At 54.8% G+C, this 13,307-nt stretch carries 14 protein-coding genes; 4 read left to right on the forward strand and 10 right to left on the reverse strand.

What is annotated here, in order from left to right:
* Positions 1 to 16: 16 nt before the first annotated feature.
* From RAC65_RS13080 to RAC65_RS13115, 8 genes are all read right to left on the reverse strand, one after another.
* The gene (locus tag RAC65_RS13080) at positions 17 to 1,267 is read right to left on the reverse strand and encodes a D-amino acid dehydrogenase (protein WP_039342784.1); all 1,251 of its coding nucleotides are present in this window, start codon (positions 1,265 to 1,267) and stop codon (positions 17 to 19) included.
* A gap of 71 nt (positions 1,268 to 1,338) precedes the next feature.
* Positions 1,339 to 2,289: an oligopeptide/dipeptide ABC transporter ATP-binding protein gene (locus RAC65_RS13085; RefSeq protein ID WP_110268708.1), complete on the reverse strand. Its 951-nt coding sequence runs from the start codon at positions 2,287 to 2,289 to the stop codon at positions 1,339 to 1,341.
* Positions 2,282 to 3,268, reverse strand: coding sequence for an ABC transporter ATP-binding protein (locus RAC65_RS13090; RefSeq protein WP_205958914.1), 987 nt, complete (start codon positions 3,266 to 3,268; stop codon positions 2,282 to 2,284). The genes RAC65_RS13085 and RAC65_RS13090 overlap by 8 nt, the downstream gene beginning before the upstream one ends.
* Complete coding sequence (gene ddpC / locus RAC65_RS13095) at positions 3,268 to 4,161, reverse strand: D,D-dipeptide ABC transporter permease (protein ID WP_006121090.1); 894 nt, start codon at positions 4,159 to 4,161, stop codon at positions 3,268 to 3,270. Before ddpC ends, RAC65_RS13090 begins: the two co-directional genes overlap by 1 nt.
* 3 nt (positions 4,162 to 4,164) lie before the next feature.
* The gene (locus RAC65_RS13100; protein WP_164483230.1) at positions 4,165 to 5,181 is read right to left on the reverse strand and encodes an ABC transporter permease; all 1,017 of its coding nucleotides are present in this window, start codon (positions 5,179 to 5,181) and stop codon (positions 4,165 to 4,167) included.
* Between the two features lie 54 nt (positions 5,182 to 5,235).
* Positions 5,236 to 6,801 (reverse strand): ABC transporter substrate-binding protein, encoded by a 1,566-nt coding sequence (locus tag RAC65_RS13105; protein WP_006121087.1) that lies wholly within the window; start codon positions 6,799 to 6,801, stop codon positions 5,236 to 5,238.
* A complete protein-coding gene (ddpX, locus tag RAC65_RS13110; protein WP_039342773.1) occupies positions 6,798 to 7,382 on the reverse strand; it encodes a D-alanyl-D-alanine dipeptidase in 585 nt (194 codons plus the stop codon). Before ddpX ends, RAC65_RS13105 begins: the two co-directional genes overlap by 4 nt.
* Positions 7,383 to 7,400: 18 nt before the next feature.
* Positions 7,401 to 8,267: a MurR/RpiR family transcriptional regulator gene (locus tag RAC65_RS13115; RefSeq protein ID WP_205957071.1), complete on the reverse strand. Its 867-nt coding sequence runs from the start codon at positions 8,265 to 8,267 to the stop codon at positions 7,401 to 7,403.
* 609 nt (positions 8,268 to 8,876) lie between these two features.
* Between RAC65_RS13115 and RAC65_RS13120 the strand changes: the two genes are divergently transcribed.
* The 4 genes from RAC65_RS13120 to RAC65_RS13135 all read left to right on the forward strand — a co-directional run bounded on the left by RAC65_RS13120 (position 8,877) and on the right by RAC65_RS13135 (position 11,491).
* Entirely contained in the window at positions 8,877 to 9,074 is a 198-nt protein-coding gene (locus RAC65_RS13120; RefSeq protein WP_033738245.1) for a hypothetical protein, read from the forward strand.
* 1 nt (position 9,075) lies between these two features.
* Positions 9,076 to 9,897, forward strand: coding sequence for a hypothetical protein (locus tag RAC65_RS13125; protein WP_375096791.1), 822 nt, complete (start codon positions 9,076 to 9,078; stop codon positions 9,895 to 9,897).
* A 132-nt stretch (positions 9,898 to 10,029) separates the two neighbouring features.
* Positions 10,030 to 10,710, forward strand: coding sequence for an SDR family oxidoreductase (locus tag RAC65_RS13130; protein ID WP_375096792.1), 681 nt, complete (start codon positions 10,030 to 10,032; stop codon positions 10,708 to 10,710).
* 124 nt (positions 10,711 to 10,834) lie between these two features.
* Positions 10,835 to 11,491, forward strand: a complete 657-nt coding sequence (locus tag RAC65_RS13135) for an epoxyqueuosine reductase QueH (RefSeq protein ID WP_006121081.1) — start codon at positions 10,835 to 10,837, stop codon at positions 11,489 to 11,491.
* Positions 11,492 to 11,500: 9 nt separating this feature from the next.
* On the opposite strand, the gene RAC65_RS13140 is transcribed toward RAC65_RS13135, so the two are convergent.
* Both RAC65_RS13140 and hemB read right to left on the reverse strand, forming a co-directional pair.
* Positions 11,501 to 11,977 carry a helix-turn-helix domain-containing protein gene (locus RAC65_RS13140; RefSeq protein ID WP_054686856.1) on the reverse strand — a complete coding sequence of 159 codons (477 nt, stop codon included), beginning with the start codon at positions 11,975 to 11,977 and terminating at the stop codon, positions 11,501 to 11,503.
* A gap of 286 nt (positions 11,978 to 12,263) precedes the next feature.
* Positions 12,264 to 13,241 (reverse strand): porphobilinogen synthase, encoded by a 978-nt coding sequence (hemB, locus tag RAC65_RS13145; protein WP_006121079.1) that lies wholly within the window; start codon positions 13,239 to 13,241, stop codon positions 12,264 to 12,266.
* Between the last annotated feature and the right edge of the window lie 66 nt (positions 13,242 to 13,307).

The raw sequence follows: 13,307 nt of genomic DNA on the forward strand, positions 1-13,307 counted from the left end.
GCCATCAGTGACGCGCTCAGGCATAGCGCGAAACCGCATAGTCTGCGTGCGCAATCTCGGGCTGTTTGCCTGAAATCACATCACTTAACAGCTGGCCGGATCCGCAGGCCATCGTCCAGCCCAGCGTGCCATGTCCGGTGTTCAGCCACAGGTTGGTGAAATGTGTATGACCGACAATCGGCGTGCCGTCAGGCGTCATCGGCCGTAATCCGGTCCAGAAAGTCGCCTGCTCAACGCGGCCGCCACGGGGATAAAGATCGTTTACCACCATCTCAAGCGTTTGCCGTCTCGCGGGCAGCAGGGTTTTGCTGTATCCCACGATTTCCGCCATACCGCCGACGCGGATGCGATTATCAAAACGCGTGATGGCAATTTTATAGGTTTCATCCAGTACCGTGGAAACCGGGGCACCGGCCTCATCGGCGAGGGGAATCGTCAGGGAATAGCCTTTCAGCGGATACACCGGAATGTACATCAGTGGTCGAAGCAACTGGGTAGAGTAAGCGCCAAATGCCATAACGTACCCGTCCGCCGTCAGCGTCTGATCGCCACAGACAATCCCGCTGATCCTGTCACCTTCGGTCAGTAGCGCATCCACCTGCGTGTTAAAGCGGAACGTGACGCCGGCATCGCGCGCCAGGGCGGCAAGTCGCTGGGTAAACAGCTGGCAATCGCCAGTCTCATCGTTAGGCAACCGTAAACCTCCCGTCAACTTGTGCTTTACGTCAGCCAGTGCAGGTTCGACGGTCGCCAGCTGGTCGGCTTCAAGCAGTTGATACGGCACGCCAGCCTCCTGCAGCACGGCAATATCACGCGCTGCGTTTTCAAACTGCTGTTCTGTGCGAAACAGCTGCAGGGTGCCGCCCTGGCGTCCTTCATATTCAATTCCTGTGCTGGCCCGCAGCGCACTGATGCAGTCACGGCTGTACTCTGCCAGTCTGACCATCCTGGCTTTATTGACGGCATAGCTGTGAGGATTGCAGTTTTTCAGCATCTGCATCATCCAGGCCAGCTGGAAGCGAGATCCATCCGGCCGTACCGAAAGGGGCGCATGGCGCTGCACCATCCACTTAACCGCTTTAAGCGGCACGCCTGGTGCGGCCCAGGGCGCGGCGTAGCCAGGCGAGATCTGACCGGCGTTGGCGGCGCTGGTACCCAATGCCGGGCCCGCTTCACGTTCGATCACGGTGACCTGATGCCCTGCCTGCTGCAGATACCAGGCGGTGGTGACGCCCACCACGCCGCTGCCAAGCACAATGATTTTCATCGCAATGTCTTCCTGAAAGAGTGATCGTTAAAAGGTGGTCGCGTTGCGCCACCCGCTTGATGTGTTGTGAATCAGGCATGCATAAGGTTATGGGCCAGCCAGCACCTGACCGCCCGCCCGTCATCCTGAACGCGCAAAGGCTGAGGCGTGGCACAGCCACTTGTTGCCTGCGGACAGCGATCGCGAAAGAAACAGCCGGTTGGCAGGTGGCGGTTACCCGGTAGTTCGGTGTTGACGGGAGCCCCCTCCAGCGGCGCGCCAATACGTGGCACAGAGTCCATCAGCAATTGCGTATAGGGATGCTGAGGTGAATCGAGAACGTGCTGAGCCGCGCCCAGTTCGACAATCTGGCCCAGATACATGACCGCAACGCGATCGCTCATGTGACGGACGACCGAGACGTTGTGAGAGATCAGGATATACGTCAGATTGTACTGCTGTTGCAGTTCCACCAGCAGGTTCAGAATCTGCGCCTGGACAGAAATATCCAGTGCCGAGGTAGGTTCATCCAGCACAATGATGTCGGGTTGGGAGGACAGTGCCCGGGCGATGGCAATGCGTTGACGCTGACCGCCGGAAAACGCATGCGGTGGCCGGTCCAGGTATTCCGGGCGAATCCCCACCTGACGGGCCAGGGATTCAGCCAGGGCGCGTCGCGTTTTTTCTGACGCGCGTGACTGAATCCAGACCGGTTCGGTCATGATACGCCAGACCGGCAGGCGGGGATCCAGTGACGAGAGCGGATCCTGAAAGACCATTTGCATGCGACGTTCCCGGCCTCCGCCAGCGGCGGTGGCCAGGTCAAGCTGACCCGTTGTCGGACTCAGCATGCCCATCAACAGTTTCGCCAGGGTGCTTTTGCCGCAACCGGATTCACCGACAATGCCCAGCGTTTCGCCCTGTCTGACCTGGATATCCAGGCCATTCAGTGCATGAACCCGTTCCGTCACTTTGCCACGCCAGTTCTTCTTCGCAGGAAAGGCAACGTGTACGTTTTGTAGCGTGAGCAGAGCATCAGACATGGCGCGTCTCCTGTTGTGGATACCAGCAAGCCACCTGCTGGGCAGCGTTGCCCGTCGCCTGTAAACGTGGTGCGCGGGTGCAGCGTTCGCCTGCCGCGAAGCAGCGCTCGCGAAACGTACAGCCCGAGGGCAGGCAGGTCAGGTTGGGGACGGTGCCGGAAATGGACGCTAACGGGGCGCGCGGTTCGCTGGCATCGGGCGAGCAGGCAAGCAGGCCAATGGAATAGGGATGGCTCGGTGAATGCAGGACGGTTTCCGTCATGCCGCTTTCAATGACTGCGCCGGCGTACATGACGTAAATCCGGTCGCACAACTGCGAAACCACCGCCATATCGTGGCTGATAAACAGCACCGCCGTGCCCGTTGCCTCCGCTTTTTGTTTTAACAGGCGCAGTACCTGACGCTGTACGGTGACATCCAGCGCGGTCGTAGGTTCATCGGCAATCAGCAGATCGGGTTCACAGGAAAAGGCCAGGGCGATCATGACACGCTGACGCATGCCGCCGGAAAGCTCGAAGGGATAGCGCGCCATCACGTTCTTTGCGTCCGCGATTTGCATATCGCCCAACAGCGCAAGCGCCCGTGCGTTGGCCTCACGGGCTGACACGGGACGATGTTGTCGAATGACATCTACCATCTGCTTGCCGATGCGGCGAGTGGGATTCAGGGCGGTCATGGGTTCCTGAAAGATCATGGCAACGCGATTGCCGCGCATTTTACGCATCGCGGCCTCACTGGCGGTCAGGACATTCTGTCCCGCCAGTTCCAGTTTGCCGCTTTTGATCTGATAGCTGTGTTCGGGAATCAGCCGCATCGCCAGCATGGCGGTGACCGATTTCCCCGAACCGGACTCCCCGACTACGCCGACAATTTCACCACGGTTAATGTGCATGGACACATTGTTCAGCACATTCACCTCGCCCTGATAGACCGGGAAACTGAGGCGTAAATCCTCAATCGTCAGGATTCTCTCTTGCATCAGTGACGTCCTCCTGCTTTCGGATCCAGCAGATCCTGAATCCCATCGCCAAACAAATTGAATCCAACGGCGGTGATTAAGATCGCCGCGCCGGGGAAGGTGCAGTACCACCACTGGTCCAGCACGTAGTTGCGCCCGTTCGCTACCATCGCGCCCCATTCAGCGGTCGGTTGCTGCGCGCCTAAGCCAATGAAGCCCAGCGTCGCGGCCATCAGAATGGCGCTGCCGATATCCAGCGAGGCCTGTACCACCAGCGGCGGCAGTGCATTACGCAGGATATGCCAGCTAATCAGATGCCAGCGCGAGGCACCAAAGGTTTTGGCGGCTTCGACAAAGGTATGCTGTCTGACAATCAACGTCTGACCGCGTGCCAGCCGGACGTAAAAAGGAATACGCACAATGGCGATGGCGAGCATGGCGTTAAACAGGCTCGGTCCCAGCGCCGCGGCCAGCGCCATGGTCAGCACCAGCGAAGGGATAGACAGCATGATGTCCATCAGGCGCATAATGAGCGCATCACTGCGACCGCCCAGAACACCGGACAGACAGCCCAGTAATGAACCGCTGATGCCCGCCAGCAGCACCACGGCCAGTCCCGCCGCGACAGACTGCTGGCTGCCGACCAGCACGCGACTAAACAGATCCCGGCCCACTTCATCGGTGCCAAACCAGTGCGCAGCACTGGGCGGCTGAAGACGGTCGGTCAAACTGATGGCATTCGGATCGTGGGGCACCAGCCAGGGCGAGAACACCATCAATCCCAGCATCAGGACAATAATGGCGGCCCCCAGCAGGGTCAGTGGACTTTTACGCACCATCCAGAGCCGACGCTTCCAGACGAGAAGCGTGGGTTTCGCCTGACGTACAGCAGGCTGTTCTTGCGTCATCATCATGCGTTACGCTCCCCGACCCATGCGCGGGTCAATCCACAGATAAAGAAGATCCACAAACAGGTTGACCAGCACGTACGCAAAGGACACGACGATGGCAAAACCCATCACGGCGGGAAAATCGAGTGCCTGAATCGAGGACACCACGTACGCGCCCATACCGGGCCAGGCAAAAACGGTTTCGGTCAGGACGGCACCATACAGCAGGTCACCCAGGGCCAGCCCCAGCACGGTCACAGAGGGGATCAGGGCGTTGGGCAGGGCATAGCGCACGACGATAGTAAACTTAGGCAGTCCGCTCGCCAGCGCGGTGCGAATATAGTCTTCGCTCAACTGTTCCAGCATGGCCGAGCGAATCTGACGCGCCACGATGCCCAGATGGACAAAGGCCAGCGTGGTGGCAGGCAAAATCAGATGCTGCAGGGCGTTCATAAAGACCTCAGTATTGCCCTCCAGCAAGGCATCAACCAGGTAGAAACCGGTGATGCGTGTGGGTGGATCAAGCCAGTCATCCAGGCGTCCGCCGCCGGGCAGCAGGTTCAACTTGCCATAAAACAGGACGATGGCACCCAGTCCCAGCCAGAACGCCGGGGTCGAAATACCGGTCAGCGCCAGCAGACGCACCAGATGATCAAGCCAGCGGTTGCGATAAACGGCAGAAAGCACGCCCAGCGGCACGCCGACCAGCAGCGCGATCAACAGCGCACAAAAGGCCAGCTCCAGCGTGGCGGGAAAGAATGCCCGCAAATCATCTAACACCGGGCGGCCTGTGCGGATCGAGGTGCCCAGATCGCCATGCAAAAGTTGCTGTACATAACGGATAAATTGTTGCCACAGCGGTAAGTTCAGCCCTAACTGCTGGCGGATGTGTTGGACAATTTCATCACTGGCACGATCGCCGGCCAGCAGCCTGGCCGGATCCCCGGGAATAAGATGCGAAATAATAAACGTAATGACGCAGACGCCAGCGACGACCAACAGCAGTCCCCAGCTACGCTGTCTTAACAGACTCCAGTAACTCATCATGTCTTCCTCAGCAGGGCCAGGCAGGCCCTGCGTGAACGGGCGTGAAGGTTGTTATTCTTTATGCATGGTGGCGAGGTTAAAGATTTGCTCCAGCATCGGATTAAACACGTAGCCTTTAACCGACTTATTCATCGCAACCTGATAATTTTTCTGGAATAAATACACGTAAGCCGCATCGTTAATCACGATCTGCTCGGCCTGCTGGTAATCGCGGGTCCGTTCAGCCTGACTGGTCGTGGAAACCGCTTTCTTCAGCAGCGCATCGACCGCCGGATTGGAATAAAAAGAGCGGTTGCCGGGCAGACCTTTTTTGTCTGATTCAAACCAGTAGTTCATGAACATGTAGGGATCGGCAAAATCCGGGCTCCAGTTGCCAATGGCAATGTCATAATCCGCTTTACCGATACGCTCGCGCATGGTGGCGTTGGCCAGTTTTTCCAGCTTAACGTTGATGCCCAGCGTCTTCAGATTGGCCTGCATGGAAAGGGCAATCGGCTCCCAGTTTGGATCGTTGTCCGAATAGAGAAAGGACAAGGTCTGCGGTTTGCTGGGCAGTTTAGCCAGTTCAGCCCTGGCTTTATCCATGTTAAAGCTGTACTGCATGGCCTGAGGATCATAGCCCCACATGCCTTCCGGAATCGGACCGCGCATCTGTTTACCGTTGCCGCCCAGAATGCCCTGTACCATGCCCTGGTAGTCGGTCGCCCAGGAGATCGCTCTGCGTAAATCAGGCTGATTTAGCGGTGCTTTGCTGTTGTTCAGATAGAGGTAGGTCACACGCAGGGCGGGATAATCCATGACGGTGACGTCACCTTGCTTCTTCAGCGCGGCGAACTGGTCTACCGGTAACGCATCGGCAATATCGACATCGCCTTTTGCCAGCTGCAAACGACGAGCAGAGCTTTCGCTGATAATTTTCACGGAAACGCGCTTAAAGGCCGGTTTAGGCCCCGTAAAGTGCGGGTTAGGCACCAGCACCAGCTGCTGACCTTTCTGCCAGCGTTGCAGCATATAGGCACCGGATCCTGCGGTATGCTCGGCCAGATAGCCGCGCGCATCATCGGCGGCGTTCGCTTTCAGCACGGCAGGGTTAATAATGGACGCGCCGTCATTCGCGAGCGTATAAAGAAACGGTGCGAACGGGGTGTTCAGCGTGAAACGCACGGTATGCGGATCGACTACCTCGACTTTCATGTCGGCTGGAAAGGCTTCCGACGGGCCTTGTTTGATACGCATCAGACGCTCAAAAGAGAGCTTAACCGCCTCAGCATTCACGGGTGAGCCATCGGCAAACGCGGCATCCGGACGTAGCGTAAACGTCCAGACCTTGCCATCGTCACTACTCTGCCAGCTTTGAGCCAGATCGCCCTCGATCTCCGTGGTGCCTTTACCGTCTTCTGTTTTGTATTTGATCAGGCGCTGGTAGGCAGGATACGTAACGGTCCAGTCATTGTTATCAATCGTCACCGCCGGATCCAGCGTCTGCGGATCGGCCGCTTTTCCGATCACCAGCATGTCTTTCGGTACCGCAGCCAGCACGGATGTCGTCGTGGCCGCGAGGGTAATAGCAAGTAACAAAGGGCGAAAATAACGGGGTGCTGTGTGCGTCATTGTCATGGTAAAACTCCGTCAGTCTGGGCTGGGGATATGCAGGTGAAAACATCGTTAATCAGCGGATAACGGGCCGCTTCCGGTAACTCGAAATGCCACCATTCGGTCGCAATGCCAGTAAAGCCACCGCCAAACATCACGGCATTAAGCAGTAGCCTGTTGCGCTGAGCAGCCAGCGGCACGTCGGGATGGTAGGGGTGCGACAGCGCCTGCATTTCATCAAACCCGGTTCCCATATCCAGAATGTGCCCGTCAGCATCGATTAGCGTGACATCAATCGCGGTGCCACGGCTGTGATTCGAGCCTTGCGATAAAGGCACGACGTAATTCTGATCAGGACAGGCGTGCCAAAGCAGCTCCTGCGCTTTTTGTGGGCGATAGGCGTCCAGCACCAGCAGCGTAAAACCCGCCACGCTGGCAATAGCAATACTTTTCTCCAGCGCGACGGCGGCATCGGGATGCAGCAGGCAGCGGGCTACGCTGTAGATGGGCTGGCCCGTGATGTTATCGGCGGTGGCATATTTCAGATCGATAGTCAGCGCCGGAAAGGCCACTGCGATATCGACCAGCTCTGTTTCCTGCATCATTCTGTAATCCCTGTTTTATCAATGTTCAAACTGACCAAATTCCTGCTGCAACAGTCGGTTTTGTGCCAGGCGCTGAGAAAGCGCGGGGCCAAGGCGTTCGACGACTGCAGACAGCAGAAGGTTGAAAAGGCAACTGATGGGGGCCAGCGAATCCCAAAAATTGGCGGTGTCCGTTTTTACCTGAAGTAAATCCACCGGATAATCCCGGGCCCATGGACACCAGATATCGGTAACCAGCGCCATCGACACGCCACGTGCGGTGGCGACCCGACAAAACTGTCTTGCTACGGTGGAATAGGCTCGCGTATCCGTAAGAATGACGTAAGGCTTTGACGACTCGGAGTTCAGCGACTCCAGCCAACTGCCCGAGCTGCCATCGGCATAGGTCACGCGCGGTCGCAGATATTCCAGATGACTGAAGAAGGTGTTCGCGATGCCCCGGGTGGACTGAATCCCCAACACGATGACGGTTTCGGCCTCGGCTATTTGCTGGCTGATATGGCGAAAGGTCTCCGTCTGCGCCAGCTGGTAGACATAGCGGATAGCCTCTAACTCCATTTGTAATGACTGACTGGCCGGATCCGGCAGCGTGCGTTGCTGCTCCCATGAATCAAGACGGTCAATCACGCCCCATTGCTTGTACGGCGTATTCGGCACATCGCGCAGCAGGTTTTTCACATCATCAAGATTTTTAAATCCCAGCTTGCGCAAATAACGCCCGACAGTAATTCCGCTGGTGCCGGTCGCCTGGGCAATGCTGTCCGCCGTTTCAAAGGGGATTTGTTCGGAATGGCTGAGCAGCCACGAACTTATCCGTTTTTCGCTGGGCGTTTGCTGGCTAATGGCAGCCTCGATTTTTTTCAGCAGTTCGGCGTGAGCGCTCATGTCGTCCTCAATGTTACCTGGCTGTCATTGCTCGCAATGTTGTTATTGAAGTAACAAGCACAATGCATGCCAGTTTGCCCTGGCCTGTTAAAAAACAGCCACGTCAGGTGATTATGTGCAGCGGAATGGTGGAGTTGATAGCCTGCCGAAAAATTAAGCGCAATCGAGGTGCAACGTAATTGAAACTTGCATCACACTAGTGCAACAAAATAACCCGGTAATGTGATCCAGACTGAAGAAACGATATTCCTCTTTCCGCGTACGAGCGAGTGGCCGATCCTTTACGTCGGGGCCGGCAACAAGGTGCGTACGATGCACGGCGCTGTCGACCGCCGCGATGAGCTGCCCTCAGGCGACAAAAGCGGTTTGTGCCCTGTCGTTTTATGGCGTGCATCGGGCAGACCGGATAGCGTTAAGAAGGGCATCATCGTCAGGGATGAATGAATTCGTTTCGCCATCTTTTATAAAGGGGGAGAGCAGAACGCGAAAAAATCAGCAACATTTACCGCTTCGTTAATCAGGCTTTTAAGAATGTTTACCGGCAATAAAATGGCAGCAAAGCCAATTCGGTCACATACTTGTGTTTTTTAACTCAGTAAGTGACCTGTCATGATCAGCTTTGTTCGTTCCTTGTTCGCCAGCCCGGATAAATTCCTCCAGATAATGAGCCGCCAGGACATAAACGACTCCATTGCCGATGGTGAGCGCATTATTATCGATGAAAACGGTAACGCCGCGGTCAATATCCTCAGTGAGGAAGTAAAGGAGGATTTCAACCGGCACGTCAATAGCTTAAAAGGAGTCTGAGGTGGGTACCGCGATTTTTATGGTATTGATGGTAAGTGGTTACTGGTACACCAGTCGGGATCTTTCCAGCCGTTTCAAAATGCGCCGTACCTCAGGCTGGGATGTCTATTTTCTGGTGGCGTTATACGGTTGTATATTCGTGCTTCAGGGGGTTTTTGCCACCGCATTTATTTGGTTTGTCTTATTTATTATTTCCTCCGTTTCCAACGCGCTTTATATTTTTCCCGGCGATCATCTTCAGCTGCAAATGGAGTTTATGAACTGGAGCTTTTTAGGTATTCAGGCACCGGTAGTCATTATGCTGACCTTCGCCATTCTGTTTTGCCTTTATCGCTCGAACTGGGCGGGTAGCGCACGGCTGAATGTCTCTGGCCGAAAAGACCTCTATCAAAAACTCTCCCGTTCTAACGGCGTCGAGCAGATGCTTTTCCAGTGCATGGAGGAGGGGGAACTGGCATGGATCACGCTAAAATCGCGACGCATCTACATAGGCATGGTGCATGCGGCAACTTTTGAATATGAAAGCACCGCCAATATCGTGCTCATTCCGATGCTGAGCGGTTATCGTGACAGCCATACATTAAAGCTGGCGGTCGAACATAATTACAGTAGCTGGTACGCCGAGCACGGCATCACGCTGGATTCAGAACCCAAAAATGCCATGGCGTTTCGCAAAGTGATCATGCTGGACCAGATCGAGAGCTTCTCATTGTTCGATCCCGCCAGCGCGACAGCCCTGGCAATGGGGGAAGATCATCCGCAGAGTGTGGAAAAGAGCCGGGATGGCAACAAATCTTCGCCGCCTGATCAGCAGATTGAATAACCCAGGCAGGGCGTATCAGGACACACAGCAGGGTCGGAGCGGCGGTATCCGCACAAAACAGCCTGTATAATGCAGTGCGTGCGCTAACCCGCCTCTACTCTGCTTACTGACTTCATCAACGAGGACAATCCTATGGCTCATCAGGGGAAAATCTTAGTTATCGGCGCGTCGCGCGGCATCGGACTTGCCGTGGTTAACGCGTTTGTAGCCCATCACTGGCAGGTGACGGCCACTTACCGCAGTGCTATTCCGCCACAAGGCGAGCACTCTGAGGTTGACTGGCATCAAGTGGATATAACGGATACCGACGCGGTTAAACACGTTGCGGTCCAGCTGAGTGGAGAGCCTTATGACGCCATTTTGATTAATGCAGGCGTTTACGGGCCAGCGCATCAAAAGTTGGCCGAGACGGATGACAGCGAACTGATGCAGCTGTTCCTGACCAATGCCGTCGCGCCGGTACGTTGCGCTGAGATTTTGCTGCCGTTGCTGAATCAGCAAAAGGGCGTGATTGCGTTAACGTCTTCGCAGCTTGCCAGCCTGAATGAGAACCGCAGCGCGGACGCTCCTCTGTATTCGGCCAGTAAAGCGGCGCTCAATATGTTGACCCGTTCCCTTGCCAGAGAGGTAGAAGCGCAGAATGGCACGCTGTTAACGCTGCATCCCGGCTGGGTGAAAACGGATATGGGCGGCGATAAGGCCCCCCTTACGGCTGAAAAAAGCGCGGAAGGGATCTTCACGCAGTTGACGATGTTTCAGGGGCGCGGTGGTCACCACTATGTGGACTACGCGGGAAAAACGCTGCAATGGTAATGGCGTAAAGGAATTCGCCCTCAGGCCTTCACGACAGGCAGGGGCGATCCGATACACTGAAGTTTTGCAACAGACCTGTCCCGGCATTACACTGCCTTTTTTATTTCATTGATTGAAGGTGCTTATGTCTCAGCCCTATCAGCGTCAACCGCTACCGTTGCCCGGTGGACACAAAAAAGTGCTTCTGCACTCCTGCTGTGCGCCCTGTTCAGGGGAAGTCATGGAAGCCATGCTGGCCTCCGGCATTGAATACACGATCTATTTCTATAACCCGAATATTCATCCGCTTAAAGAGTACGAACTGCGTAAAGAGGAGAATATCCGCTTTGCTGAAAAGTTTAATGTGCCTTTTGTCGATGCAGATTACGATCGTGACGACTGGTTTAAACGGGCCAAAGGCATGGAATGGGAGCCTGAGCGTGGTGAGCGATGCACCATGTGCTTCGATATGCGTTTTGAGCGTACGGCGCTCTATGCGCATGAAAATGGTTTTCCTGTTATCACCAGTTGTCTGGGGATTTCCCGTTGGAAGAACATGCAGCAGATTAATGACTGCGGTGTCCGTGCGGCGGCAAAATATCCCGATTTGACCTACTGGGAATTTAACTGGCGCAAAGGCGGCGGCTCGGCGCGTATGATCGAAATCAGTAAGCGCGAAAGCTTTTATCAGCAAGAGTACTGCGGATGTATTTACTCATTACGCGATACCAATCGTCATCGTGTTGCCAACGGGCGAGAGCGAATTCAGATTGGCGTGCAATATTATAAGCCGGACGAGTAACGCCTGTATTTAAAAAAAGCGGACTAAATCGTCGCTGCTCCGGGTGTCATTTATTCCGCTGTAAACCGGCTTTTTTGTCTTTTTCGGCGTCCGTATGCAGAGACTACAGGGATGCGCACCGGTGGACGTGGCGCTGTCCGTTCCCCCTTTCATTTGTCTTTTGCGGCAAACGCTGGGCGTACAGCCCATCATCTGTTTAAACGAGCGCGTAAAAGATTGTTGGCTTTCAAAATGGTATTTAACGGCCAGGTTGATAATAGGTGTACGGCTGTTTTTGAGATCGTTAATACAGGATATTAATTTCTTCTTGCGAATATAGCGTGCAAGCGTTTCATCGTTATAGCGGGAAAATAACTTCTGCAGATACCATTTTGAATAGCCCGCCTTTTCCGCAATATCATCAATGCTTAATCGCTGATCGAGATTTTCATTAATCCATTCAGTAACAGAAATAATTACGCTCTCATTGTATTTGTTCTCATTCATAACACCCCCTTAAATAATGAGGATGATTTTAAATTAACATATGTTTCTCAAAATAGGCGTTACGTAAAGATTCTCAAGGAAGTGCATGGTTATTTCCAGGAATGTGAAATAACATGATGAGCAATTATATTTATGCGTGATATGTATATTATTTGTTGCAAAGGTGGGAGGGGTGACTTTGTAGTACTATTACATCACGTTACCATGCTGCAAGTAAAATGTCACCCTGAGCAAAGTTAAAGCAGGCCTCTCTGCGACACGTTGTCGCATCGCAGAGAACGACTGCCTACAGCAGATTTTGCTCCGCCAGGTCGAGCGCAAAATAACTGAAGATCAGATCGGCACCCGCACGTTTAATGGCCCCCAGGCTCTCAAGCACCACGTTACGTTCATCAATCGCGCCGGCCTGCGCGGCAAATTTGATCATCGCATATTCACCGCTGACCTGATAAGCCGCCAGGGGAAGCTCAGTGCGTTCACGAATGTCGCGCAGGATGTCCAGATAGGCGCCAGCCGGTTTCACCATCAGCGAATCGGCACCTTCGGCGGCATCAATCAGTGATTCGCGAATGGCCTCGCGGCGATTCATGGGGTTCATCTGATACGTTTTGCGATCGCCTTTCAGCGCGGTTCCAGCGGCTTCACGGAACGGGCCGTAGAAGGATGACGCAAATTTGGTGGAATAAGACATAATCGCCGTTTGCGTAAAGCCCGCAGCATCCAGTGCCTGGCGGATAGCCTGCACCTGACCATCCATCGCGGCCGAGGGCGCGATAAAGTCAGCGCCTGCCGCTGCCGCGACAACGGCCTGCTTACCCAGGTTGATGAGGGTTGCGTCGTTATCCACGCCGTGATCGCACAGCACGCCGCAGTGGCCGTGGCTGGTGTATTCACAGAAGCAGGTATCCGACATCACAATCATTTCAGGCACGGTATCTTTGCAAATGCGCGACATCCGTGCGACCAGGCCGTTTTCATTCCAGGCATCGCTGCCGGTCGCGTCGGTATGATGAGAAATCCCGAAGGTCATCACGGAGCGGATGCCTGCCCTGGCGATACGTTCAATCTCGTGGGCCAGACGTTTTTCCGGGATACGCCTTACGCCTGGCATAGCCTGAATGTCTTTATAGTCATCAACGCCTTCCTCAACAAAAATGGGTAAAGCCAGGTCGTTGATACTGAGGGTGGACTCCTGAAACATTGCACGCATGGATGCGCTGGCGCGCAATCTTCTGGGACGTTGGGTAAGGGAAAAATCAGACATAGTTACTCACGTAGCTAATTCAAATAAGACGGACAGTCTACTCCGATTAAGAGCAGGCGATGAAGG

The sequence above is a fragment of the Pantoea sp. BS_8 genome, assembly GCF_041954965.1.
Classification (GTDB): domain Bacteria; phylum Pseudomonadota; class Gammaproteobacteria; order Enterobacterales; family Enterobacteriaceae; genus Pantoea; species Pantoea stewartii.

Coding starts and splice junctions, on each gene's coding strand:
- RAC65_RS13100 (WP_164483230.1), bottom strand. CDS start 5,181: ATGAGTTACTGGAGTCTGTTAAGACAGCGTAGCTGGGGACTGCTGTTG.
- RAC65_RS13115 (WP_205957071.1), bottom strand. CDS start 8,267: ATGAGCGCTCACGCCGAACTGCTGAAAAAAATCGAGGCTGCCATTAGC.
- RAC65_RS13120 (WP_033738245.1), top strand. CDS start 8,877: ATGATCAGCTTTGTTCGTTCCTTGTTCGCCAGCCCGGATAAATTCCTC.
- RAC65_RS13130 (WP_375096792.1), top strand. CDS start 10,030: ATGGCTCATCAGGGGAAAATCTTAGTTATCGGCGCGTCGCGCGGCATC.
- hemB (WP_006121079.1), bottom strand. CDS start 13,241: ATGTCTGATTTTTCCCTTACCCAACGTCCCAGAAGATTGCGCGCCAGC.
- ddpC (WP_006121090.1), bottom strand. CDS start 4,161: ATGATGATGACGCAAGAACAGCCTGCTGTACGTCAGGCGAAACCCACG.
- ddpX (WP_039342773.1), bottom strand. CDS start 7,382: ATGATGCAGGAAACAGAGCTGGTCGATATCGCAGTGGCCTTTCCGGCG.
- RAC65_RS13080 (WP_039342784.1), bottom strand. CDS start 1,267: ATGAAAATCATTGTGCTTGGCAGCGGCGTGGTGGGCGTCACCACCGCC.
- RAC65_RS13105 (WP_006121087.1), bottom strand. CDS start 6,801: ATGACAATGACGCACACAGCACCCCGTTATTTTCGCCCTTTGTTACTT.
- RAC65_RS13085 (WP_110268708.1), bottom strand. CDS start 2,289: ATGTCTGATGCTCTGCTCACGCTACAAAACGTACACGTTGCCTTTCCT.
- RAC65_RS13135 (WP_006121081.1), top strand. CDS start 10,835: ATGTCTCAGCCCTATCAGCGTCAACCGCTACCGTTGCCCGGTGGACAC.
- RAC65_RS13090 (WP_205958914.1), bottom strand. CDS start 3,268: ATGCAAGAGAGAATCCTGACGATTGAGGATTTACGCCTCAGTTTCCCG.
- RAC65_RS13140 (WP_054686856.1), bottom strand. CDS start 11,977: ATGAATGAGAACAAATACAATGAGAGCGTAATTATTTCTGTTACTGAA.